At 47.0% G+C, this 25,628-nt stretch carries 17 protein-coding genes; 7 read left to right on the top strand and 10 right to left on the bottom strand.

Annotated elements, in window-relative coordinates; translation table 11 throughout:
• Positions 1-36: 36 nt before the first annotated feature.
• From GWR21_RS00365 to GWR21_RS00350, 4 genes are all read right to left on the bottom strand, one after another.
• Positions 37-405: a hypothetical protein gene (locus GWR21_RS00365; protein ID WP_162329803.1), complete on the bottom strand. Its 369-nt coding sequence runs from the start codon at positions 403-405 to the stop codon at positions 37-39.
• Positions 406-1,231: 826 nt separating this feature from the next.
• Entirely contained in the window at positions 1,232-1,438 is a 207-nt protein-coding gene (locus tag GWR21_RS00360) for a heavy-metal-associated domain-containing protein (protein ID WP_162329802.1), read from the bottom strand.
• A 10-nt stretch (positions 1,439-1,448) separates the two neighbouring features.
• Positions 1,449-3,686: a heavy metal translocating P-type ATPase gene (locus GWR21_RS00355; RefSeq protein WP_162329801.1), complete on the bottom strand. Its 2,238-nt coding sequence runs from the start codon at positions 3,684-3,686 to the stop codon at positions 1,449-1,451.
• Positions 3,687-3,775: 89 nt separating this feature from the next.
• Positions 3,776-4,318: a helix-turn-helix domain-containing protein gene (locus tag GWR21_RS00350; protein WP_317165767.1), complete on the bottom strand. Its 543-nt coding sequence runs from the start codon at positions 4,316-4,318 to the stop codon at positions 3,776-3,778.
• A 127-nt stretch (positions 4,319-4,445) separates the two neighbouring features.
• Between GWR21_RS00350 and GWR21_RS00345 the strand changes: the two genes are divergently transcribed.
• Together GWR21_RS00345 and GWR21_RS00340 are read left to right on the top strand one after the other, a co-directional pair.
• Positions 4,446-10,106: a carboxypeptidase-like regulatory domain-containing protein gene (locus tag GWR21_RS00345; RefSeq protein WP_162329799.1), complete on the top strand. Its 5,661-nt coding sequence runs from the start codon at positions 4,446-4,448 to the stop codon at positions 10,104-10,106.
• 11 nt (positions 10,107-10,117) lie between these two features.
• On the top strand, positions 10,118-10,972 hold the full coding sequence (locus GWR21_RS00340; protein WP_162329798.1) for a hypothetical protein: 855 nt from the start codon (positions 10,118-10,120) through the stop codon (positions 10,970-10,972).
• A gap of 150 nt (positions 10,973-11,122) precedes the next feature.
• Here the strand turns inward: GWR21_RS00340 and GWR21_RS00335 are convergent, their stop codons facing one another.
• The 3 genes from GWR21_RS00335 to GWR21_RS00325 form a co-directional block, all read right to left on the bottom strand.
• Entirely contained in the window at positions 11,123-11,518 is a 396-nt protein-coding gene (locus GWR21_RS00335) for a VOC family protein (RefSeq protein WP_162329797.1), read from the bottom strand.
• A gap of 151 nt (positions 11,519-11,669) precedes the next feature.
• The gene (locus GWR21_RS00330) at positions 11,670-14,726 is read right to left on the bottom strand and encodes a response regulator (protein WP_162329796.1); all 3,057 of its coding nucleotides are present in this window, start codon (positions 14,724-14,726) and stop codon (positions 11,670-11,672) included.
• Between the two features lie 3 nt (positions 14,727-14,729).
• Positions 14,730-15,893, bottom strand: coding sequence for a lycopene cyclase family protein (locus GWR21_RS00325; RefSeq protein ID WP_162329795.1), 1,164 nt, complete (start codon positions 15,891-15,893; stop codon positions 14,730-14,732).
• A gap of 177 nt (positions 15,894-16,070) precedes the next feature.
• Here GWR21_RS00325 and GWR21_RS00320 point away from each other — a divergent pair, with 177 nt between their 5' ends.
• Positions 16,071-16,703 carry a MarR family winged helix-turn-helix transcriptional regulator gene (locus GWR21_RS00320; RefSeq protein ID WP_162329794.1) on the top strand — a complete coding sequence of 211 codons (633 nt, stop codon included), beginning with the start codon at positions 16,071-16,073 and terminating at the stop codon, positions 16,701-16,703.
• A 2-nt stretch (positions 16,704-16,705) separates the two neighbouring features.
• On the opposite strand, the gene GWR21_RS00315 is transcribed toward GWR21_RS00320, so the two are convergent.
• The 3 genes from GWR21_RS00315 to GWR21_RS00305 form a co-directional block, all read right to left on the bottom strand.
• Positions 16,706-17,137 carry an SRPBCC family protein gene (locus GWR21_RS00315; RefSeq protein WP_162329793.1) on the bottom strand — a complete coding sequence of 144 codons (432 nt, stop codon included), beginning with the start codon at positions 17,135-17,137 and terminating at the stop codon, positions 16,706-16,708.
• A 120-nt stretch (positions 17,138-17,257) separates the two neighbouring features.
• A complete protein-coding gene (xrtN, locus tag GWR21_RS00310; RefSeq protein WP_162329792.1) occupies positions 17,258-18,619 on the bottom strand; it encodes an exosortase N in 1,362 nt (453 codons plus the stop codon).
• 8 nt (positions 18,620-18,627) lie between these two features.
• A complete protein-coding gene (locus GWR21_RS00305; protein ID WP_162329791.1) occupies positions 18,628-21,141 on the bottom strand; it encodes an XrtN system VIT domain-containing protein in 2,514 nt (837 codons plus the stop codon).
• A 218-nt stretch (positions 21,142-21,359) separates the two neighbouring features.
• Between GWR21_RS00305 and GWR21_RS00300 the strand changes: the two genes are divergently transcribed.
• The 4 genes from GWR21_RS00300 to GWR21_RS00285 are packed head-to-tail and all read left to right on the top strand — an operon-like array spanning position 21,360 to position 25,627.
• On the top strand, positions 21,360-21,641 hold the full coding sequence (locus tag GWR21_RS00300) for a DUF427 domain-containing protein (protein WP_162329790.1): 282 nt from the start codon (positions 21,360-21,362) through the stop codon (positions 21,639-21,641).
• A 28-nt stretch (positions 21,642-21,669) separates the two neighbouring features.
• Positions 21,670-23,052 (top strand): mercuric reductase, encoded by a 1,383-nt coding sequence (locus GWR21_RS00295; protein WP_162329789.1) that lies wholly within the window; start codon positions 21,670-21,672, stop codon positions 23,050-23,052.
• Positions 23,053-23,097: 45 nt separating this feature from the next.
• On the top strand, positions 23,098-24,084 hold the full coding sequence (locus GWR21_RS00290; protein ID WP_162329788.1) for an ABC transporter ATP-binding protein: 987 nt from the start codon (positions 23,098-23,100) through the stop codon (positions 24,082-24,084).
• The gene (locus GWR21_RS00285; RefSeq protein ID WP_162329787.1) at positions 24,059-25,627 is read left to right on the top strand and encodes an ABC transporter permease/substrate-binding protein; all 1,569 of its coding nucleotides are present in this window, start codon (positions 24,059-24,061) and stop codon (positions 25,625-25,627) included. The genes GWR21_RS00290 and GWR21_RS00285 overlap by 26 nt, the downstream gene beginning before the upstream one ends.
• Position 25,628: the final 1 nt, after the last annotated feature.

Below are 25,628 nucleotides of genomic sequence, written 5' to 3'. Positions count from 1 at the left end.
AATTCAGATTAAACCGGAGAGATGTATTCGGGCTTGTTATTGGGGTTTCACCTTAAATACGGTATCCATACGCAGACTGTCCTTCGGCATCGCCCCCGGCGTACCTGCTGCCGGTGCATTTGTCGCAGACCTGGCGGCTCCTGCATCTGCAGGTGCATGATTTGGCTCTCCAGTAGGATATCCCATCTGTGCCATTTCCTTACGCGACTTTCTATCGAAGAGATATTGAGGTTTCTTTTCCTTACGTAGTCCCTCTTCAAAACGATATTCTGCTCCCATTCTCGGAGCCGGATCATAGCCACGGTTTGTCCTGCAGGCTACCATCGCAACAATACCTGCCAGCATGCAGTAACTGCTTATCCTGCTGGCAGGTTTTTTAGATTTATTCCAGGTGGAGTGTAACATAGTCCTGGGTTTACTGTCCGGTTAAATAACGTTACCCCAGTGCAATTATTATACCGATGATGTCGCTGTAAGCATGCCATATGGCGTATTTTCACAAAAACCAGTGTCGGTATCAAATTGTTCACGGCGTTCGACAGACAATTCCCATTGCAGGAAACACCCAGCGCGCGGACCTGCAACGGGGCCTTTCGGGACAGCAGCCCTGTTCCTCCCCCGGCTATCATCAGCAATAAGAAAATCATGTATAAAATCTTTTCCATGTTTCAATTTTTAGGAAGTTTAATAAAAAGACTACACAAAGCGTGTCTTATTCGCCCGTCTTTACGACGCGAATACTCAAACAATATCCATCTGGTTAAATGAAACAGGTAAGCTTGCTTACCGGCGAAGGGAATTAACGTCTACAGATATGGTTGCAGCGAACGACTGGCTCCTGCCTTTATATTTACAATTCGAATTTACACCAAAAAATGATGCGGAAAATACGCATTTTCAACCAGACAATAATCCTGTAAAACGCCCTACTGTACTAGCTTCACACCTCACCGCCTATCGCAAGAGCCAACCGGTACTTTTACTGTTATTTCCGTCAAACGAGGCAAAACACTCAGTTCCGGCAGTATGTGTGAAGTACCGCTATAGTATTCATAAGGTAAGCTTTCTCCTCCGTTTCTCCTCCGTTTTAAAACGGAGGAGAAACGGAGGAGAAAGCTTACCTTATGAATACTACACCTAATCCAAAACACTCGTACCAACCTCTTCCCAGTAACATAAAAAAACCGGACTGATAACTATCAGTCCGGTAAAACACACAAACTATCGCTGATTATAATTTTTCGGCCTTAAATCCGGCTTTTTGTACTGCCTCGATAATCGCATCTGCAGGCACACCTGCGGCAGATACGGTCAGTACCTTCTCTGGTATTGCTGTATCTACTTTCCAGGCATTTTCTCCTGCTGCCTGATTCAGAAAAGGTGTTATAGTTGCAATACAACCACCACACTTGATATTCGTTTTAAATTGCTGTTCCATTTTTATCGTATTAAAGTTTTGACCATTTTAACCGTAAACTGTTACTCACCACTGACACGGAGCTCAATGCCATCGCTGCGCCTGCAATCATCGGGTTCAGCAGAAATCCGTTGACTGGGAACAGTACGCCCGCTGCCAGCGGAATACCGATAACATTGTAGATAAACGCCCAGAAAAGGTTCTGACGGATCGTGCGGACTGTCTTGCAGGATAGTTGCAGTGCCTTCGGGATCACATTCAGATCGGAAGTGATCAGTGTCATTTTTGCCACATCCATTGCTATGTCAGTTCCCTTTCCCATCGCAATACTGACATCTGCCTGCGCCAGTGCATGACTGTCATTAATACCGTCTCCAGCCATCGCGACTACCTTACCCTCTTCCTGCAAAGCCTTCACAAATGCCGCTTTTTCCGCAGGTAATACTCCAGCCTTATAATGCTTTATACCGGCCTGACGTGCTACTGCTGCGGCTGTATGCTCATTATCTCCCGTCAGCATGTATACCGTAATACCTTGCTGCTGTAAAGCGGCCACCGCTGCCGGAGAAGTAGCCTTCATTTTATCTTCTATGGCTACGATTGCCAGTATCTTTTTCTCTCCCGCAAACGCGATCACCGTTCGGGCAGCTGACTGCCACTCGCTGATCTTTTTTGCCAGGGCCGGTTCCGGTATAATATTATTCTCCTGTAGCAATACCAGATTACCCGCGAGGTATTTCACACCCTGATACACTGCCTGGATACCTTTGCCTGTAATACTTTCTACTGCGGATAATGCAGCCGCAGGCAACGGCGTCACGCCCTTCTCCTGTAATGCCTGTACAATTGCCGCCGCCAGCGGATGTTCCGACTGCTGTTCTATACTCAACAGGATACGCTGAGCTGCTTCCGCCTCATCCACAGTTACAAAGTAACTGTCTGTCACGGTGGGCCTTCCTTCGGTAATAGTTCCGGTCTTATCCAGCACCAGCGCATTTACCTTATGTGCCAGTTCAAGACTCTCCGCATCACGGATCAGCATGTTGTGCTCTGCTCCTTTCCCCACACCGACCATAATAGCCGTAGGCGTTGCCAGCCCTAATGCACAAGGACATGCAATGACCAGCACCGTCACAGCCGAGAGTAAGCCATGCGTAAATGCATTCTCTCCTCCTGCCACCATCCAGATGACAAACGTGAGTATAGCAATACCAATAACAACAGGCACAAAGATACCTGCGATCTTATCTACCAACTGCTGCACAGGCGCCCTGCTGCCCTGCGCTTCTCTGACCATGCGGATGATCTGCGCTAACACCGTATCTCCACCTACCTTTTCTGCTGTAAAGTGGAAGCTGCCCTGCTGATTAATGGTACCGGCAAATACCGCTCCTCCTGTTTCTTTCAGTGCAGGTACCGGTTCTCCGGTGATCATACTTTCATCCACCCATGAACTGCCGCTGACTACCTGCCCATCCACCGGTATACGCGCTCCTGGTTTTACCAGCAGCACATCTCCTTTCTGTACATCACTCAGCGGTATCTCGGTAGCACTTCCTGCCCTTACCACAAAGGCTGTCGCAGGTTGTAGCCCCATCAGCTTTTTCAGTGCAGCGGAAGTATTTGATTTCGCCTTCTCTTCCAGTAGTCTGCCCAGTGATATAAATGCCACTACCACAGCTGCTGCTTCAAAGTATACATGCGCATGCAAACCTCTGGCATGCCAGTAAGCAGGGTAAACGGTATTAAATACACTGAATAGCCAGGCAATCCCTGTACTCAGTGCCACCAATGTATCCATGTTGGCTTTCCTGTGACGGGCCTGCTTCCATGCATTAACGAAGAAAGAACGCCCCAGGTAAAAGATAACGGGCGTAGATAAAAGCAGCATGATCCAGTTTGCATAAGGCATATCCATGAAGAACATGCCAATCAATACCACCGGTGCTGATAATATGAGTGAGGCGATTGTACGCTGCTGCAATGCCCTGTAATGGTCTTTTTGCGCCTGCTCCTGCACCTGTTCGCGATTATGCGTGTCTATCACCAGGTCGTAACCAATGCTGCGTATAACGTTCCGCAGGCCTTCAGGCGTCACGCTATCACTGTTATAGACGACGCGGGCCGTCTGATCAGCGTAGTTGACGGATGCCTCCTGTACGCCTGGTGTTGATTGCAACATAGTAGCCACGCTGGCTGCACATGCCGCACAGCTCATCTCCAGTACAGGAAAGATCTCTTTTGTTATATGTCCGTTTGCTGTAGCCATGTCCAAACTTTTGACAAAGTTACAACGGCATCAGATGGGGATTGTTATACAATAATGGGGAATATGTATATAATTATGACGGGATGTGTTCATACCTGATCAAGTGGCTTCCGGTCATTCTGTTTCAGCTGGCGGTAACCCGTAGGCGTCATGCCCGTGATCTTCTTAAACTGCTGGGACAAGTGCTGCACACTGCTATAGCCCATATCGTCGGCAATTTCACTCAGGTTCATTTCGTCATACTGTAAGAGCTCCTTCACTCTTTCAATACGCTGCAGAATGACGTATTTCTCTATCGTCAGGCCTTCTGTAGAAGAGAACAACGTTGAAAGATAATGATAATCAACTGCTAATGCTTCCTGCAATATAACGGACAACTTCGTATTCAGCGCTTCATTATCACTCCCGTGTATCAGGCGGATGATAGTCGTCTTTATCTTTTCTATGAGCGCGCTTTTCTTATCATCCAGTAACTCAAACCCCAATGCCTCCAGTTGCTTACCCAGTGCATCGAGCTGCTGAGGTGCAGGCACCTGTTGTAGCTCCACATCTCCCAGCTGAATGTTCGCGTAAGGTATATCCAGTTTCTCCAGTTCCTGCTGTACCACGAGGATACAGCGATTACAAACCATATTTTTTATAAACAGGTGCATTGATCCAATTTGATCTGTCAAAGTTAGCTGATAAAATTAAGATATCTATATTTCTCCTATCTTAGCCGCCGGGACTATACCTAACCTTATATTTAATTCCTTGCCTTTGAAACCAGTAACACTGTTGTTACTGTTGCTAGCCTGTTTGTCTGCAACAGCCCAACGTCCGCTATCGGAAGCCCGTCGTTCCAGCATTTATGAGTACTTATATGAGCTGAACGACAAAGAAACATGCCGTATTTATAAATATGGTGTTAATACTGTCAATGGTTCTTATCTGCATACACTGAAAGATTCTGTACTGCATGACGGCCAACCCCACAATAACCTTCCCCCCGGAAACTACCTGCAGGTATATGCAGAGAATGACATGCTGCAAACAAGCTTCAGGCACGCCGGGAATGTGCTGATAAAAAGCATGAACAACGGCAGAGATCTGATCATCCTGCTACACGATCTCAAGGGAGATCTCATCAGGGATGCAGATGTGCGCGTCGGTAAACGCAGGCTGCATTACAATCCGGCGGCACAATCATGGATGCTGGAAAAATACAGCCAACCCGGTATATTGCAGGTCAGGTATCAGGGAATATTGACCTGCGCCAACCTCGAACGTGTTAGCCGCTACCGTGAACACCTCCCGGCAAGGCTTTTTAACAAGGTCCGCTACGTTACATTATTTCACAGGAGAGAACGGGATAATTATACGCTAAGGAACAGGTACGGCAGCTATGTGGTATACAGCAAACCGATATATAAGCCAGGAGATACTGTACGGCTCAAAGCTTTTCTGAGCAACAGGAAAGGCGCTCCTGTAAATAAACAGGTACTGGTAAGGCTGATGGACTATTCATATGACGTCGACACTATCCTCACGACACTTTCTCCCGCAAATCCCGGCAGTTATAACTATCAGTTTGTACTGTCTCCCGAAATGAATCTCAGGATCGACAGGGACTACAGCATATCCCTTGAGACATTAGGCAGTCGTAAATACGACCTTTCTACATATGAGGGCACCCTGAGCGATGATGAATATGCCAGCAAACGTAGCGTATATCTTCAAAGTAGTTTTAAACTGGAAGATTATGAACTACAGCAACTGACATTTGAAGCAAGAACGGATAAAAAAGTCCATTATAGCGGTGAACCACTCTCTGTGTATTGCAAGGCCACGGATGAGAATAAACTGCCCGTAATGGATGGACAGCTACAACTGAAAGTGGAAAAAACAGGGATCACGAAATTTTACGGACAGGATGTGTTCATTCCAAAAACGCTCTGGGAATACAGCGGTCCTATGGACAAGATCGGAGAAACAAAGATCACGCTGCCGGATTCCATTTTCCCCGCGGCTGACCTCACCTACGAGATATCCTGCACTTTCACCAATAGCAATAATGAGCGGAAGACACAAACACTGCAGGCCGAATACAGCTACAACAACAACAGGTATAGTTTTGCCGCAAAAAAAGATACCCTGTACATCACCGCTAAAGATGAAGGGCAGCAATCAGTACGGGTGTGGATATACGGTATCATTAGTCCGTTTGATACAATTGAGCGACATCATACTACGCTACCTGCGGCAATAAAGATCAATCCACGTTCATCCTTCTATCTCATCCCGGGTCAGGACGCCAGAAACAGATATGACCTCAGCGATGCAGACGATGGAGTAAGACTACACACAAACTGGTCTAACGATACCGCCAGCTTACATATTGAGAACCCGTTACAACTACCATTCTGGTACACGGTAGTGAAAGGTCGTAAGACATTGCTCCGCGGATATGACAGGTCTTTTGACTGGCAGGCGTCTACAAAGCATCACCAGCAATATCATGTGTACGTACAATATGTATGGGGAGGAAAAGTCATTAAAAGAACGGCCTTCCTGACAGATCCAGGCGGCATGCTGCATGTATCAACAGACATACCGGCAAGCGTCTTCCCCGGGCAAACCACCACGATTAATATCGATGTAAAGGATAAATACCTCAAGCCGGTAGCCAACGCTGATATTACGGCTTATGCCTACACCAGTAAATTTGATAACAATACACCCAATATACCCACCTTCTCATTACCATTGAAGCGATTAAAGTTTTATGGTGAATTATCACTTACAGCGAGTCGTAATACCTATGGTAATAAGCAACTGGCGCTGGAGTGGGAGAAGTATGGACGCAGAATGGGACTGGACAGCATGCTGTTCTTCCGTTTTACCCATCCTTCGCCGCTGTTTACCACTACACAGCCGGCAAAAGATAGCATTACGCAGATGGCGCCATTTGTGTTTGCGCGTGGTAGTATGCAATCTGTACACATCCTGTATGTTGATGAGGTACCTGTATATTACAGCATGTCCAGACCAGCGCCGCCTTACAGCTTCCGGGTCAAGGCAGGACATCATGCTATAAAAATGCGTACAAAACACCAGCTGATCAGCTTTGAGCTGGATATACCCAAGGGCGTAAAATCATTTATCAGCGTGGATAGTGCGGTACAGGAGAAAGCATACACTATTACCCCAATGCCTGATACACTCACTAAAGAGGAACTTGATATGGTGAACCGGTATATGCTGCAGTTACAGAATACGTTCGATAAGGATCATGTGTATATCGAACAAGGCAATAAATTATACAATGTCAATTATATCAGCAGTACCCCAGGTACCGATGGTAAGGAACTGCTGATTGGTCCGATGATAGCGGCGCCGGCAATGCTCAAAGCAAAAGGTCATTTCACACAGTTGTTCGAAAGGGAACGTGGTTACGTATTCAATATCCACGACGGCGTGATCAAAGAAAAGGAACAGACCCGGGCTTTAAATAGACTGTATCGCATGTCCCACAATACCCATGACACAGATTTTTCTGATGAAGTGCTGACTGAAACGCTTATTGACAGCCTGACAAGAGAACAGGAAAATAAAGAACTGGCCCGGCTTGACCAGTTTGAACGTCGTAACGGCAGTAACGGAGAGAATAACCTTGAGATAGACCTGGCGAAATACGAAGACACATTGAAAAACAGGATACAAAAATTTTTCCTGTTTAACGAGCATGACATCATGCAGAAGTATATGCTGAGTCCAGTGCAACGGAAATTTGTGGGCATCAATACAGGCTATTACAGATTACTCATCCTCCTGAAAGACAACAGTTATGTACAACTCGATCATTTAGCTGTAAAACAAGGTTATTTACATTACTACCGGTTTGACTCGTTACGGATCCATCCTCCTAACAAGGAAAGTAAACATCTTGATGCGGAGCTGCGCCAAGCAGTAAGATATGATCCTTCCAGCGATAAGGATATGCACAAGCTGCTGTTGTTACGTTATGACCGGTTAAAAGCCGGCGCGGACAATAGAAAGAACGTTGTAACGGGGACAATAGTCGACGACAACAATGAACCATTGATTGGTGTTCCGGTGATTGTAAAAGGAACAAGTTTGGCAACCTTCACGGATGAAAACGGCGACTTCTCAATCGCCGCACCTGCCGGAAGCACGTTGAGATTCTCCTACGTAGGATTTAAAACTGTCGAGCAACAATTGAACGGAGAAGATCTCCTCCTGATAAGAATGCTTGCTAACGAATTGAGGATGAATGAAGTGGTTGTCACCGCCCTGGGCATAAGAAGAGAACAAAAGCCGCTCGGATATGCAATCAGTACTATCTCATCAGAGAGCATAAGTACAAATTTTGCAACCGCATTGTATGGTAAAGCCGCAGGTGTGAAGATCATTGCCGATCCCGGATCATTGGACGGTGCTCACCATATGAGACTACCAAAGCCTGTACTTCCGGATACTTTTATGCTACCGTCCGCAGCGGAGCTTCCAACCGGCATTCCGGAAAGTGCTGTTCGCAGTAACTTCAAAGACGAAGGCTACTGGCAGCCTGCGCTGAAAACAGATGCCCATGGTAAGACATCCTTCACGGTCACCTTCCCGGATGATGTTACCAGATGGAATGCAGTGACCATCGCCATGAGCGGCAAACGTCAGGCAGGTATTGATCAGACTTGGATCCGGTCCTTTAAAACACTAAGTGGCACACTTGCTATGCCAGCGTTTGCAGTAGATGGAGATACAATACAGCTATTCGGCAAAACGATCAACTATACGACTGACAGCATTACAGTACAACGGAAATTCTCCGTAAATGACAGTCTGTATATGACAGCCACCGACGGCTTCCGCAATGCGCTTATTGACACCTTGCTCCTACCTGTAAAGTCCGGCGACAGCCTCCGGATCCAGTACACGGTTAACAGGGACAATTACCTGGATGGCGAAGACAGGAAAATACCAATAATCCCCCGGGGAACAACAGAAACTGCCGGACTATTCGCTGCCCTGAACGGAGATACCACCCTCTCCTATCGCACGCCACAAAATACGCCTGTCACCATTTACGCGGAAACAGCAGTATTGCCGGTATTGATGGATGAAATCGCACACGTACAGCACTACAGGTACCTCTGTAATGAGCAACTGGCCTCTAAACTCAAAGCGTTCCTGCTGGAGAAGACAATAGCCGGGTTCCAGCGACAGCCGTTTAAAAAAGACAAGGACATCCGTACCATCATCGGTATGCTGCAACAAAGCAGAGAAGGTGCTGCGTGGGGATGGTGGAAAAAAGCGGCTCCGTCGCCGTGGGTCACCAGACACGTGATGGAAGCAATGCTCATGGCTAAAGAGCAGGGATATGTGCAGACTGCCATGGAATCATCTGCTATCAGTTACTTCACTACAGCACTCAATACCAGTGACCGTGTGGATACGCTCAGCATACTCGAAGTACTGGCGACAATGAAAGCAAAGATCGACTATAAGACTTACATAGACACGCTTATAGCCCATGCAGACAAAGACGGATATGATACCATCAGGGTAACTGCATTACAGCAGAAAGCCGCATTACCGGTCAATATAACCCCATTACTTAAAACACAGCAGCAGACTGTTTTTGGCAATGCCTTCTGGGGCAAAGACACCCTGCAAATGTTCAGCAACAGTATCGAAAGAACCTTACTGGTCTATAAGATCCTACGCCAGGCAGGAGGGCACGATGCATTATTGCAAAAGATGCGCAACTACTTCCTGGAAAAACGAAAGGATGGTCACTGGAACAACACCTATCAGTCGGCACTGATACTCGAAACCATCCTGCCGGATGTGATGGAAGATGCCGCTCAGGGCACTGCAACCCTCACTATTAATGGTAAACACATCACCCGATTCCCGTATACGGATACACTTCCTGCCGGCAAGATCGAGATCAGCAAACAGGGAAAACTGCCAGTTTATTTCACCGCCTATCAGCGTTTCCGGAACAGGCAACCGGAAAAAGAGACCGGGCTTTTTGATGTAACAGCGGTACTTACCGACGGCCTCCTTCGCAAGGAAGCATTACAGGCGGGTCAGCCTATTCAACTGGAAGTAACGGTCGATGCAAAACAGACAGCTGACTATGTACTGGTGGAGATCCCTATCCCCGCTGGCTGTTCCTATCAGGATAAATCACAGGTTAACTACTGGAATAATCTGAATAATGAAGTACATCGTGAACATTTCAAAGACAAGGTGAGTATTTTCTGCACGCAGCTGACCGCGGGTAAACATACCTTCACCATTTCCTTACTGCCACGCTACTCCGGACACTACTACCTGAATCCGGCGAAAGCAGAAATGCAGTACTTTCCGGTATTTATGGGCAGGGAAACTTTGAAACAGGTTTATATTTATTAATTTTAGCGATCATGAGAAATCATACCTACTTTTTGTTAGCATTATTGCTGGCTGGTTGTGTTGAGAACCAGCAGCACGAACAACACGCAGACAGCACTGTCCAGCAGGAAGAAAAGCCTGTAAAGGAAGATAAGCCTCAACCGGCAACACCTGTTCCGGAAGCTGGCAACACCCTTCCTGAAAAGATCCTCAGAGAAAGGGCAGCCGGTACCGTTACACTGCTGGATGGCATCAACGGCAAACCTATCGCGCAGGTGGATGACAACGTAGAACTGGAAGCCGGTATTCCGAACAAGGGATGGTCTGCCACGCTGTTGACTACTGAACTCAAAAGCACTCAACAGGAAGGCACTGTGCTGAAGAAAGGAACGCCCATTGTAGCTAATGGTAAAACTGTCGGAAAACTGCTGCAGGATGTTGAGATCGAGACAACCTACAAAAATGATAAGGGTGTGAACACCGGTATCATCCGTGCGGCTGTTGCACAAAGTAAACTCAAACCTGGTTCTATTATTGAAAACGCACTGGCGGCGTACCTGAAAGAACATCCGGAGCATACACTGGCAACTATGAAACCGTTTATCAAACAGTTTCAGCTGGAATCTATGGACAATATAGCTCCCTTCATTAATTACTATAACTACGAAAGCGCTGCAGATGATCCGTCTCCTGGATTCCGTACTGTCCTGGCCTTTCATAAAGATAAACTGATCGGCGTGATGGATTCCAGGAAACTGCAACTGGAAAGTACAAAATTCGTTCAGCTGGACCGTGGGTATAATGGGTACTTCTTTGCAGATACGGAGGAGCAGTTGAAGAAGAGTTATGTAAAGAAGTTTAATGAGTTTGTGAACGCAGCAGACTGAGGATAGCAGGAATTGGTAATTGCGGATTAAGAATTGGGCAGATATCTGTCTTACAATGTGAATCCTGCTGCTGTTACAGTTGTGGCGGCATTATAATAAAACAGCCGGCTCAAAAAATGAGCCGGCTGTTTTATTATGATAAGTGTTTGCTTATGCGGACATGGGTGTACAGAGTTCAATCAGGAAACCATTGATATCGCGGATGTAGGCAACTGTTTGCCCCCATGGCTTTTGCACCGGCGCTTCTACCAGCACAGCACCGTTTTCTACAGATCGCTGAATAGTTTCATCGACCGTTTCAGTAACAAGTGCTAATTCAATGCCGAATGGTTTATTCTGCAGGCTACTTTCTATAAAGCCGTTCTTTAAATTGGAACGTCCAAGCTCCTTAGAAATAAAGGCAATCGCAGTTTCGCCAGTTTGTAATTCAGCATAATCATTGTCAGGAGAGATAAACTTCTTCAAGAAACCGAATGAAGCCTCATAAAAAGCCACTGCCTTTGCTACATCTTCTACAGTCAGAATAAGATATCCGAATTTTACCATCTTGCTATTTTTTAAATGTTATCCGGATACAAAGCTACACTTCCAGGAGATGCGCTGTTTGGAAAAATACGACATTCTTTATGGCCCCCTGTTTCCAGTCAAACTATCGATATCAAACATCTTATCTCCGCTGCCTTTCAATTCCTAATGACTAATTCCCCTCATATTTCTGCATCTGCTCTTCCATCAGCTGTATAGTCAATGCAGCTTCCGTCTGCATGGCTTCCATCAGCTGGCTGAATTCCGGCTCCCGTTTCACGGCCAGTCCGTCCAGCTGGTCGGCAATACGGGCTAATTTACCCAGCCCTATTATCTGGGAAGTACCGCGTATCTTATGTCCGATACGGTTCAGCTTCCGGATGTCCACAGCTGCCGCAGCCATCTGTAAGTCCGCGACTGATACCCTGAGTTCGTCGATCGTCAGTTTCAGTAATTGTTTTAAAACTGCCTTGTCCTCTCCCGACAGATAAGCCTCCAGTGTGGCGATATTGAAATGTTCTTCCTTGATCTCCTGTTCTGTGGTCATAGGATCATCATCTTCTTCGGGGATCACAGTCAGCCATTTGCGGAACAGCTCCAACAGCTTCTCCTGGATCAGGGGTTTGGAAATAAAGTCATTCATACCGGCTTCCATACATTTCTCCCTTTCACCCTTCAGGTTACCGGCAGTCAGGGCAATGATCGGGATACGCTGTCCACCGCTGATCTCACGGATCCTGGCGGTAGCTTCATAGCCATTCATAACAGGCATCTGTATATCCATCAGGATCAGGTCAGGTAACTGACCACGACAGATCCTGATCGCCTCTATACCATCCTGTGCTTCATATATACGGGCGTCATGTGCGATACGTTTTACCACCGTTGTGGCAAGCAGCATATTCACCGGATTGTCTTCCACGATCAGGATATTGAGGCGCCCCCCTATCCACTGTTCGGGTACCTGTTCCTGCTGACGCCTGTGCCGTTTTTCCTTTTTGATCAGTAAAGAGAGACTATTATATAGTTCATGGATCTTGATCGGTTTCACCATCCGCTGTGCGATGTCCAGTTGCTCACAGGCGTTTACGAGACGGTCATCATCAGAAGAACTATGCAGCAGGATAATTCCCTGTTCGCGGACCCTGACGCCAAAGTGGTGCCGCATCTTCCGGACAGTTGCGAGTCCGTCCATGTAAGGCATGTGATAGTCCATCAGGATGACATCATAACTGTCATCCTTTGCGAGCAGTTCGAGGGTTTCAAAGCCACTGCGGGCTTCTGTGCAGTTGATGCCCTTCATCAGCAGCATCTCTTTCAGGATATGGCGGTTATTGTCATTGTCATCTACAATGAGCACATTGTTAATTCTTCTAAGGCTTTCCCAGTCGTCAGGGGGTGCATCCGCCGTAGGCAAAACGATATCAAAATAAAAGGTGCTGCCGGTACCTACATTACTGGTGATATGCAATTCACTGCCCATCAGGGCAAGGAGTTTGTTGGAAATGGTCAGTCCCAGTCCGGTACCACCATATTTCTTGGTGGTAGAAGCATCTTCCTGGCGGAAGGCTTCAAAGATCTTCAGTTGCTTTTCAGGTTTGATACCGATACCCGTATCGCGGACTTCAAAGCGGATACCGGTCTTGTTATCTGGCAGGAACTCCAGCGGACTCACCTTGAGTTCAATTTCTCCATTACCCGTGAATTTTACGGCATTGCCAAGAAGGTTGATCAGGATCTGTTTCAACCGGACTTCATCAAACCAGGCAAACCTGGGCAGGCGGGTAGAGACGTTGAGTAACATCTCCAGTCCTTTATGCTGCGCCTGATAGCTAACGATATCACTGACCTGGCTACTGAATTCGTACAGGTCATATTTGTCAATATCCAGCTCGAGTTTACCGGATTCTATCTTGGAGAAATCGAGAATATCGTTGATGATACTTAGCAGGGCGTTGGCTGACTGATTAACTATAGACAGATATTGGTGCTGTGTCTCGTTGAGTTCTGTCTTTAGTAGCAGTTCTGTGAATCCGATCACCCCGTTCAGCGGCGTCCGGATCTCATGGCTCATATTCGCCAGGAATTCTGACTTGGCGAGGTTGGCTTGTTCGGCCTGTTGCTTGGCAGCGGCGAGGCTGGATTTCTGGGAGATCAGCTGTCTTTCTGCCTCCTTGGACGCAGAGATATCCTGAAAGGTACCATACAGCCTTTTACAGACCCCATTTTCAAATTCGGCATTACTGATAGCCCGGACCCAGATCTCTTTCCCTTTGGCCGTAATAATCTGTAATTCCAGGTCCCAGGGGATGCCTGATTCCACAATATTCTGCAGGGCCGCTGTGATCATATCCCGGCTAAGTCCTTCCTTGTAAAAAGCGATGGCAGCCGCCATTGTGGGCTGGAAGGAAGCCGGTACTTCATGAATAGCTTTGGTAACGTCAGACCAGAATAATTCGTTGGTGGTAAGATTAGCCTCCCATCCACCGATACGGGATAGCTCACTGGTACGTTCCAGGATCTCACGGGTCAGTTTAAGGTCACGTTCGAGTACCTGCCTTTCCGTTACATCTATAGCGTTGCCGATGACGTAAGTCTCCCCTTTCAGGCTGCGGAAGAGTACATTGTTATATAATACGGAACCGATTGACCGGTCCTTATGGATAGTCGCCATCATGCCGTGGGCTTTCCCTTCCGAACGGATCTTATGCAGATAACCTTTGAGATCTTCATGAAACTGAACAGGTACGATATCAGCGATGGCCATCCCTTTCATTTCCTCACATGTGTAGCCGAGGATGGACGCACAGGCATTATTAACCGTGAGCAGCCTGCCATCCAGATCATGTGTACACATCAATCCATGGGAATGTTCAAAGAAAGCCCGGAAATTACGCTCACTATCCAGCAATTCTTCATAATGATAATGATCTGTAATATGAGAGACGATCTCTTTGATAATAAGCGCGAGTATCTGTTCCTGCGAGGTATCAAACTGAAACGACCGGCTATCGGAAAGGGTCAGCGTACCGAGCATACGGCCGCTATCAGTCTGTAACTCGTATGTGCACTGGAAGTCTGCTTCCGTTATAACAACAGGAATAGCGTTCGTAATGACAGCGGATGGCTGTTGATCATCACTGATAGAGATCGTTGCTACCTGTACATTACAAGCCAGAGCGGCTAATTCAGTCAATCTATTTAATTCCTGGTGTAGTAGTGCATTCAAAAACTAAAAACTTTTGACCGTGGATGAAATATATCCTTTCAATTTCCTGAATGTTTCTGTTGCAAAAGCCCGTTTGTGTAGTGTAGTGAAGATACGCAATTCTTCCCAACAGGAAGTTTCATGATCAAGGAATTTAAGTATCCTGGTGGGCGGGTTCTTCTGGAATAGGCGTGAAAAAAGCCCTTTTCCGGATATACCGGGTAGTGCGAGTAAACGAAGAAAGACACTATCATAGAAGCGGAACCGGTCAAATACCTTCCCTGCTTCCATGGGGGGGGCGCCTTTAAGCAGCTGTCGCGCGATGTGCTGCGAGTGCCTTTGTATGAAGCGGAACGTATATCCACCGGTAGCCCTGATATCGTGCACGTCTGCACCCAGGTAGATAATCCTGTCACCGGGCTGCGTGCGTAGATACTCGTACATAGGGATATTGCCGGCTTCAGAGTTCGTGATACGATATGCCCGGCATTTCAGCTGTTGCTGCATGTATCGTTGTAATACATCGTCATACAGTTGTGATGCTGCCGCCTTTGCCGCAATAAGCGTATAAGTCACCACTGCCTTCGTAGAAGAGTAAGGTAATGTATAGAAGAAACCGCTGTCATGGTGTGGTGCACCTTTAAAGTCCATTAGCGTAGCGACATCGGGATTAAAACAGGGGATAGCGGCTTCCACATGCCAGCTTCTGAAAGACCGTACGAGTGTATGCGCTGACCAGGGCGCTACAGGCGGCATACCGCCTTTAAAGACATAGTCGGCCGTCAGGCGTTTCCCGTCAAGTATAATAGACGGCTTACCCCTGGTAAGAAAGGTGCTCCCGATCAGCCCTTTTCTGACACTGACATTGGGAGCAGCCGTAATGATCTTATCGGTGAATGTATAGAACTGATCAGCAGGGATCATCTTATAATGATAGGGGGCGATGTTGAGGACCTGTTGTCCTTCACTACCGGTAAAAGCGAGTTTAGACCAGTAATGAGTTACAATCTCATCGAACAGGCCGGGATCTTTTTCCCAGAAACACCAGGGTTGATGGGGTGTTGTTTCAGTACTATCCTCTATCAGGAGTATTTCTTTACCAGCAAGCTTTCGGGTATGGGCAAGGTGTACAGCCAGGCTTCTTCCAGCGCATCCTGCACCGGCAATAATGTAGTCGAAATGTTCCATTCTTGAAGTTTTTCAATTCCGATGGGGGGTTCAGTTGATAAAACGCAAAGCAATTAGGGTATCAGTATGTTTTCACACTAAATTAGTACAATTATATATCATTATCAGTGAAGTATGAAATGTTTTTATACCACTTTTACTGGATAAACTTGTTATTATTGTTGAAAATAGTTTTCGTTGGATTATACATTCCTGAAAGACCTCATTGTATTAGCAGAAGAGTACGAACATTCCACGGGGAAAGCACCGCGCACCCATGACTTCATTGCCTGGCTGCAGACCAAAGAACTGCCGCCCGTTCCCTTTCATGATGCTCCGCTTACCAAAGAGGGATATGGTGATTCGCATACACCGGGACTGGTCAGTAAACTGATCGTATATATGTACCGTTATGCCAAATTATATATTAAGAAAGCCCTGGAAGGTACATCATTACAGTCTATGGACGAATTCGGATATATGGTCTCGCTGCTGCAGTATGAGCCCATGAACAAGACGGAGCTGATCCAGCAGAACAGGCATGAAAAACCGACGGGGATGGAGATCATTAAAAGGCTGGTCAGACTGGGATACATGGAAGAGACCGTGCATAGTGAAGATAAGCGCAGCAAGGCGCTTCGCGTGAGCGAGCAGGGACGGGAACTACTGGCAGGGATGTATGTGAATATGGATAAAATTTCCCGGCTGATACTGGGGGACCTGAGCCCCCTGGAACAGTATCAGCTGGTAGTGATATTACAGAAGCTGGATGATTACCACCATCCCATCTTTATGGACAATCTTTCCAAACTGGATGAACTGCTCGATTAACACTATACTTTTTCGACGAATTCCTTCAGAGAAGTACCTATGAGTTGTTCCCAGCCAGCCATGAAGTTCTCCTTTCTGAAGCTGGCATTCTCTTGCGGGAATGTCTCCAGCCCTGCATGGGTGAGTTTAACCCTGGTTTTATCCCCTTCCGGGAATAGTTCGAAGGTCACAAAGGAGTTGCCTTCGAAACCTTCATATCGCCAGCTATAGGTCAGTTTAATGCCGGGTTCCAGTTCAGTTACCTGACAAAGATGTTTAAACTGTTGTCCTTCCGGACCAAGACCGTAAAAGAAGAATTCGGCCCCCAGCTCCGCCCTGAAATCAGCAATATCGAAGTACCACTGTTTCATCTGGTCCTTGTCGGTAATGGCGGCCCATACCTTTTCTACAGGCGCATTGTAAGTTCGCTCAATGACAAATGGTGCAGTTTGCATAAACAAATGGTTTTAAGCTATTAAGGAAGACATTACATTATATAACCGATCGGTTACAAATATAGCAGAACCCATTTTGTTACGGAAATTATTTTTCAGCAGGGGGGACAAACGGCTGGGTTACAAATAGACGGACAGCTTTTTCTTATTTAGCATCTCCTGCACGGCCACCGTCAGTTCCTGCTCAGTACCTGCGGTCACATTTACCAGGGAATAGGGATGCGCTCCGAAAAGCACATCCCAGCGCCATTGTAACTGGCTATTGGTAATTACCGACCCATTATCATACCACCAGGCGGTATACAACACGTCCTGCTCCTGTTGTAACAGGGCTGTATAGATCGTATGACCTGACACAGGCGTCTCCTGCACTTTATAAAAGTTGTACCCACTCCCTCTCCAGCAGATCATCGGGTGGTGTTCTGTATAATAGCTGGCAGGAATATGTTTGATATAAATGAGCAGACTATCGCTCTGCAACCGGATAATATTACCTGGCAAAGGTTGCACAGCAAATCCTGCCAGCGCAGGCACATGTGATGGCAGCTGCCCGTTTGCCCCCTGCGGCGAGTGCAGTATACAGCTGATCAACATCGCCACAGGCAATATCGTATTCAGCAGGAACATCTTCACAGCAGAACGTAATACATATTGTTTCCTGTGTGATTGCACCGCATGGCCATACCGGCTTACTGTCCAGCGGGACAGGAATACGGCCGGCGTAATAACATACAGCCCCAGACACATCAGCCCGGACACATCGTGCATGGCTGTCTCCGGCAGTATATGCATCCATACCAGGAAAATGATTCGTAACAGGTTGGATAGGATATTGAGCAGGAGGAATACACTGAGTAAAGGTAATAATACCGGTAAGCGTAGTTCCTTCCCTTGCTGGCGCTGGTAATAGCCGATCAGTATGATGCCACATAATAATGAGGTGACCATCATCTGCAGTCCCATGCAAGCCGGATCAACGGAAAACTCATTTCCGTTACAGCTGATCATATTACCCTGCACGTACACGTCCTGCCCCATTAATCCGATCATGCGACCTGCTAAGGTGGTGAGCTGTAACCGGATCGGAAAGCTAAACACATTAGAGACATATTCAAACAGCGGTGACATGATGACGAGGACGACACCTGGCAACAGATTCACCCTGCCGAAAAAAGCTTCCGCCATGAACAATATACCACAGACAACCGCCGTACAAAGTAATGTCTTACCTGGCAGCAGCATATATAACAGCAACGCCAGTACTGCGGGCAGGAAGAACCGCAGGCTCCCCTTTTCACTGCGGTTAAAAGTGGTGACCATACAAAGGGCCAGCACACCTAAGATCGTCGCCGGGCTATTCCACGGAATATATTGTCCGAGACCATAGAACATTACCACTACATAACAGGCCATCACCAGCAGTGGCCAGCATCTTCCGGCCTGTAGCAATTTCAGCAGGAAGAGCAATATTCCTTTACTCATATCTTTATTTATGCAAATCGTTTAATGAACGCCGGTCTGTATTTCAGCCAGATGATCAGTAATATGCCGCCTATTATCAGCAACCATTCATGCGGTTCAGGCACTGCACCATTATTTTTCATGCCGGCATTATTCAGACTGTTATTACTTTCCTTGATATCAAAACGCTCATAATCCTGCTGCGTTTCCAATACGATCAGACTGGACAACGGTGTAACAATATGTGCTGCTTTGGCTTCTGCGACTAATGTATCTGTGGTCTCGCCACCTGTTAGCAGATGTGGTCCCATGGCATGCATAATATGATTGTAAGCAAATAAACGCTGCAGATGATCAGGCGCTGTGGAAGATCCTGTACCGCTGTTGGCCAGTATGGCCATTTTTGCGGATTCTATGATGATACGCTCGTCATTCTCTATATTCAGTGGGAACTGGTGTGCATCCAGTAATGTACGTAATCCAGCTGCATCTCCCTTTCCATAGCGGAAGGTGCGGCATTCTTTTAATGTACGCAGATATGGAGATAATTCACCCCCCAGGTTATATAACATTATCTGGTGCCCTTCACCCAGCCACTGTTTCAGGTAAACCAGAAATGAACTATGTTCCAGATCCGCTATACGCGGAGATTTACCTGCGCCTTTAGTAACAACCATTGATGTGGCGGCATCCTGAATCAGATGAAAAGGGAAAATACTAAATCTATCGGCTGACAACTGATCAAATAACTGTTCCTGATTGTTAGTCGTCACGTCCACAAACTTACCGTCTACGCAGACCTTCACCTGAAATTGACGGGACATCGCCAGCAAAGCATTCCATTCAGTGGTGCTCCAGGCGCTATTGACATCCGGATAGATAGTTCTGACAGCTGTATTTCCCATTTCTTTACGGTACGGTACCGCAGTATAAAGTGTACCATTATTACTGAATACCTGATGATTCAGACCTTCATCATGAAAAGATAACTCCCAATCCTCTCGGTACTCACCGGTAGCTGTCAACCGGTTGTCTTTGTCTTTATGCAGTACCTTGGAATAGTTCAGATCAGCAGGAGCTGTCTCAAAACTGATATCTATCTTTTCACGTGCATCATCGGCCTGTGGTCCCTCAAACCCAATGTTCCTGTAAGTCTGTTTTCCATGCTCCATGGACAATGGGGCCGTGATGCCAATCTTAAACTGACGTTCTTCGCCCCCGAATACAGGGAACACGCGGACGGCCACGCTGTTACCTTCCCGCCAATGCACGACGGACGGGTCTCTTTGTTGCACATCAACGATGTCAGTATAGGCACTATCAGCCTTTGCCTTTGTAGTGAGGATACTCTTCTCTTCTTTTCCATTGATCCATAGAGAGAGCGAGGAGACAAAGGCCCCTTCGGGAAGTTGAAATTTATAGATCGCCTCCTGTCTGTTTTCCCAGTCACTATTCCTGTTCCTGATGTTGAGCGTCTTTTCGGTATAGGCTAGTCTGAGTGCAGGCCATATGTGCGCCACCGTCTGTACATGTGTGGTCTTCAGATCTTCATCATCCCAGAGGTGCAGTTCGTCGTCATATTTGTAGGCAGATAATGCTTCGAGTACATGTGCACGTTCATCCCAGGGAACATCGACTGTCCCTGCCAGAAATGCGGCCGTCATTACCAGGGGATCGTGTAGCAGGTTTCGTACGCTCCAACGATTTAATGAGGGACCATCATCCCATCTATCGGGCATTGCATAGGCAGCACGTCCTACCAGCACTTGATTCGCAATGGGACCTGTAGGAATATTCTTCAGAAGATTTACCCAACCTGGCAGTCCGTTTTTATTATCTGCATTCGCGTACAACTTGCCGATTTCCACTACATTCACCCGCCAGATCAATGAATAAATCGCTACGATTAGTACCACGGTGCCTATCCCACTAAAAAATCCGGTATCATAGAAATGCCTGCCCCGGCGGCTCTTTCTCCATAGAACGATCGTATAGATACAAAACAAAAGCGGGACCATTGCGTGTAGAGAAATACCAAAGAAAAAGAAAGCAATCAACCCATAGCCGGTAAAAGGAAGTACATAAATGGCTAAATACAGGAAACAGCAAAATGCCATCCCCAGGATAAAAAACTGTAACCAACGCACGGGGATAGGAAGGATACGTTGATAGGCAAATAGCAGATAATTAACCCCACAGCAGATAAGTGTAAGTTTAAACCAAAGAGGGTGTGCAGCAAACACAGGAATCACCCTGTTCAGTGAATAGGCGCTCACCAATGATATGAGCAGGAACAGTAGCATCAAAGGTAGTCCCTGCCTGCCTTTTCTTAATCTGCCACTCAGCATTAATGCCAGGAAATAAATGCCGGTCACAAAATGATTCACGATAAACCAGCTCATGTAATCGCCGTCTTTCGGGGGATACACCTCTCCTATACAGAAAAATATCAACGTAAATATCAGCATCACTAATCCCAGACGGTACATCCCGTCCATCAGCTGGATTTTCAGGAGTCTCAGAGGTATAAGACGTTCGTTCATAATAAATAAAGCACTTTGAATTACAAAGAATATTCCGCTAAAAAAAGCCCTGTAGGGCATTACATCAAAACACATTCACTTTGAGATACAAAGTAACCAAAAGAAATTGATCCCTGCAAATTCCATTTGAAAAAAAAGTCCTAACTTCTGAGCTTCCACAACGAACCCCGTGGTATAATATTTGGTCCTGTAATTATAACTTATTAAACGACAACACGATGAAGGCAATCTGGCAGAATGAGATCATTGCGGAAAGCGACACAACAGTGGTAGTCGAAAACAATCATTATTTCCCGCCAGCATCTGTAAAGCTGGGCTTCCTGAACCCTTCCCATACCCACACACATTGCGCATGGAAAGGAGAAGCCTCCTATTATGATGTCAATGTCAAGGGAAAGGTTAACCATGATGCTGCCTGGTACTACCCTGCACCTAAATCGGCAGCCGAAAACATCAAAGGGTATATCGCATTCTGGAAAGGAGTAGAAGTCGTCGATTAAGGTATAAAGTAAAAACAAAAGAAGAATTATGAGAAAATTTGATGCAATTGTTATTGGCTCCGGCCAAGGTGGTGTTCCTTTGGCTAAAAAGTTGGCTAAGGCAGGATGGCAGACAGTCATCGTGGAGAAAAGATGGATAGGTGGAACGTGTATCAATGACGGCTGTACGCCTACCAAATCAATGATCGCCTGTGGTGCTGCAGCACATGTAATTGCTAACAGCCAGGAATGGGGTATTACCGTCAGTGATTTTAAGGTAGATCTGGAAAAGATCGTTGCCCGTAAGAATAAAGTAGTGGAGTCCTTCCGCGGCGGCGCCACCAAAGGGCTGGAAAAAACAGATGGGGTATCCATCCTTTACGGAGAAGCTGTATTTTCCGGCCACAAAACCCTCAAAGTAGCACTAAAGGATGGCGGAGAAGAAGAGATCACCGCTGAACATATCTTCCTCAATACCGGCACCCTGCCTAAAATACCTCCTATTCCCGGGCTGGATGCAGTGCCTTACCTGACGAATACTTCCATCCTGGAACTCACCCAACTTCCCTCCCATCTTGTGATCATGGGAAGCGGATATATCGGACTGGAATTTGGTCAGCTGTTCCGCAGACTGGGAAGCCAGGTGACTATCATTGACAAGGGCAAACAGTTATTGAAACATGAAGACGAAGACGTCGCCGCTGCTGTTAAAAAAGTAATGGAGACTGCTGGTGTAATGATGCATACGGACGCGAGCATCCAGAAAGTGGAGCAGACCGGAGAGACCATCAGACTGCAGTTCACTGCCAACGGCCAGCATCAGGTCATCACCGGCTCTCACCTCCTGGTGGCAGTTGGCCGTACACCACAATCGAAGTCTTTACAGCCCGAAAAAACCGGCCTCGCGCTTGATGACAAAGACTTTATCAGAGTGAATGACAAGCTTGAGACGAACGTACCAGGTATATATGCCCTGGGCGATGTGAAGGGCGGCCCTGCATTTACCCACATTTCGTACAACGATTACCTGATTTTGTACAAGAATCTGGTAGGTAAACAGGATACATCTATCCAGGATAGACCCGTACCTTACTGCATGTTTACAGACCCTCAGCTGGGACGCGTGGGAATGACAGAAAAAGAAGCGAAAGAAGCAGGGCATACTATCAAAGTGGCCTGTCTCGATATGACGCGCGTGGCCCGGGCCATCGAAACCGGCAATACCCAGGGATTTATGAAAGCGGTTGTGGATGCAAACGATGATAAGTTACTGGGAGTTGCTATCTTGGGGCCTGAAGGTGGTGAAATCATGTCTGTTTTGCAGATGGCAATGCTCGGAGGGATGACAGCAACACAGCTGAGAGAAATGGTATTTGCACATCCGCTGTATTCGGAATCCATCAACAATTTATTCATGACACTTGATAAATAACCAGTTGCACAAAATGCGGATTAAAATCCTCAATGAATCCCGACCATGATTAAGCTTGAACGTGTCAACAAATCGTTCCAAAACGGCAAGCCAGCTGTCAGTGATGTGTCTTTCGAGGTCAACACAGGAGAAACACTCGTATTGCTGGGTACCAGCGGAAGCGGGAAAACAACGACGCTCCGGATGATCAACCGGCTGATAGCTCCTGATAGCGGAAATATATATGTGAATGGCGAAGCAGTGAACATACAAGAGATCACTTCCTTCCGTCGTAATATCGGTTATGTTTTACAGGATAACGGGCTTTTTCCGCACTATACAGTTGCGGAAAATATCGGTATTGTCCCTGCTTTACTCAAATGGGATAAAAAACGTATAGAAGATAGGATACGCGTACTGATGGAAAAACTGCACCTGTCACCTGCAGAATATTACGACGCTTATCCGCAGCAACTGAGTGGCGGACAACAGCAGCGCGTGGGACTGGCCCGTGCACTGGCCGCCGACCCGCCTGTCTTACTGATGGACGAGCCCTTTGGCGCACTGGATCCTGTTACGCGTGCCAGTGTCAGAAAACAGTTCCGCACCCTGGACGAGATCAGCAATAAAACCGTGATCATGGTGACACATGACGTACAGGAAGCATTCGAACTGGGTGACAGGATCTGCCTGATGGACAAAGGTGCTGTACAACAGACCGGTACGCCGGCGGAGCTGTTGTTCTTCCCTGCCAATGACTTTGTGCGCCAGTTTTTCCAGGATCAGCGGTTGCTGCTGGAACTGAACGCAGTGAAACTGGCCACCATCCTGTCCTGGCTGCCTGATCATCCGGCTGCGCACCCAGGCACCAGCACGCTACCGGAGGACGCCTCCTGCTGGGAAGCTATGCAGCAACTGACAACTGCCGCTGTACCTGTCCATTATATGGCCAATGGCAGACTCATTCGTCTGGACACCGGCGGATTAATGCAGGCATTTACACAATACAAGCAAACTATTGACAATAATGGAAGATCAACCCGGCTTTCCTGAATTTGTACAGCAACAGGCCGGCAAACTGCTGGAGCAAACGTTGCAACATATCGGGCTTACATTTATTTCGCTGCTGATAGCGGTCATCATTGGCGTACCGCTGGGTATACTGATCACCCGCAGGAAGAAACTGGCCGGCACAGTACTGGGTATTGCCGGCGTATTACAGACAGTGCCCAGTATTGCCTTGCTGGGTTTCATGATCCCATTGCTGGGCATAGGTGCCAAACCAGCTATTGTCGCGCTGTTCCTGTATGCGTTGCTCCCTATCATCAGAAACACCTATACGGGGATTCTGCAGGTAGATGCATCCGTTGTAGACGCCGCAACAGGCATGGGTATGAGTCCGCAGCAACTGCTTTTCAAAGTACAACTCCCGCTCGCCATGCCAGTGATATTAGCCGGTATCCGGACAGCGACCGTCATCAATGTAGGCGTCGCCACACTGGCCGCATATATTGCCGCAGGCGGACTAGGGGAATTCATCTTCGGAGGCATTGCACTGAATAATACGAACATGATCCTGGCAGGCGCCATTCCGGCAGCCTTACTGGCTATTGTGTTTGACGCCGGCGTCGCACGTCTGCAAAAATTACGGATGCGCAGCGTCAAAACGGCATTGTACGTTTTACCTTTTCTACTGATCATATTATCTTCTTTTTATCTTTTGCCTGCCGCCTATGGTACTAGTCTGGTAGCTGGATTCACACCTGAATTTATGGGCCGGAAAGACGGTAATCTAGGGCTCAAACAGGTATATGGCCTCAATATGAGAACGGTCGTGATCAGCGATATGATCATGTACAAGGCCGCTTACGAGAAAACACTCGATGTGATAAGTGGCAGTAGTACTGACGGCAGGGTAAAGGCGTTTGACCTGCAGGTATTAGACGATGATAAACACATCTTCCCACCCTATTATGCAGCTCCGATCGTACGGCAGGCGACACTTGATAAATATCCGGAACTTGCACCGGCATTAAATAAACTATCTGGTATAATTAATGATAGTATAATGACTGAGCTGAACTACAGGGTTGATGAGTTAAAACAGGATCCCACCCAGGTAGCCAGTGAATTTCTAAAAGCTAAAGGATTATTGCAACCCGCAAGACATGGCGTAAAAGGAAGGGTTGTCATCGGCGCGAAAATATTCGGGGATGGCTACATTCTGGCCAATATGTATAAATTGCTGGTAGACGGCTACACTGAACTGGAAGCCGTGACAAAAACCGGTCTGGGAGGCACTAAAATATGCTTTGATGCATTGACCAATGGGCAGATCGATCTCTATCCGGAGTATACCGGCACGGGACTGCTTGTTATCCTGCAGGTAGAACAACCGGTGATTGATACGATCATTGCCGACAAACAAAAAGTATATGACTACGTTTCTGCCGCCTTTATGCAGCAATACCAGATCAGGTGGCTACCTCCTATTGGCTTTAATAACACATATGCATTAATGATGCGCAGACAACAGGCCGCTGACCTGCATATCAAATCTATATCAGATCTAAAGGAATATTTACAGCATCACTAAC

Source organism: Chitinophaga agri (assembly GCF_010093065.1).
GTDB classification, from domain to species: domain Bacteria; phylum Bacteroidota; class Bacteroidia; order Chitinophagales; family Chitinophagaceae; genus Chitinophaga; species Chitinophaga agri.
The sequence above is the reverse complement of the archived record's forward strand: the minus strand, read 5'-3'. Positions and strand labels throughout refer to the sequence as shown.

Bases quoted from the DNA above. Each gene is read 5' to 3' on its own strand.
- GWR21_RS00295 (WP_162329789.1), top strand. From the start codon at position 21,670: ATGAGAAAATTTGATGCAATTGTTATTGGCTCCGGCCAAGGTGGTGTT.
- GWR21_RS00365 (WP_162329803.1), bottom strand. From the start codon at position 405: ATGTTACACTCCACCTGGAATAAATCTAAAAAACCTGCCAGCAGGATA.
- GWR21_RS00360 (WP_162329802.1), bottom strand. From the start codon at position 1,438: ATGGAACAGCAATTTAAAACGAATATCAAGTGTGGTGGTTGTATTGCA.
- GWR21_RS00300 (WP_162329790.1), top strand. From the start codon at position 21,360: ATGAAGGCAATCTGGCAGAATGAGATCATTGCGGAAAGCGACACAACA.
- xrtN (WP_162329792.1), bottom strand. From the start codon at position 18,619: ATGAGTAAAGGAATATTGCTCTTCCTGCTGAAATTGCTACAGGCCGGA.
- GWR21_RS00335 (WP_162329797.1), bottom strand. From the start codon at position 11,518: ATGGTAAAATTCGGATATCTTATTCTGACTGTAGAAGATGTAGCAAAG.
- GWR21_RS00340 (WP_162329798.1), top strand. From the start codon at position 10,118: ATGAGAAATCATACCTACTTTTTGTTAGCATTATTGCTGGCTGGTTGT.
- GWR21_RS00350 (WP_317165767.1), bottom strand. From the start codon at position 4,318: ATGGTTTGTAATCGCTGTATCCTCGTGGTACAGCAGGAACTGGAGAAA.
- GWR21_RS00285 (WP_162329787.1), top strand. From the start codon at position 24,059: ATGGAAGATCAACCCGGCTTTCCTGAATTTGTACAGCAACAGGCCGGC.
- GWR21_RS00315 (WP_162329793.1), bottom strand. From the start codon at position 17,137: ATGCAAACTGCACCATTTGTCATTGAGCGAACTTACAATGCGCCTGTA.
- GWR21_RS00355 (WP_162329801.1), bottom strand. From the start codon at position 3,686: ATGGCTACAGCAAACGGACATATAACAAAAGAGATCTTTCCTGTACTG.
- GWR21_RS00305 (WP_162329791.1), bottom strand. From the start codon at position 21,141: ATGAACGAACGTCTTATACCTCTGAGACTCCTGAAAATCCAGCTGATG.
- GWR21_RS00325 (WP_162329795.1), bottom strand. From the start codon at position 15,893: ATGGAACATTTCGACTACATTATTGCCGGTGCAGGATGCGCTGGAAGA.
- GWR21_RS00290 (WP_162329788.1), top strand. From the start codon at position 23,098: ATGATTAAGCTTGAACGTGTCAACAAATCGTTCCAAAACGGCAAGCCA.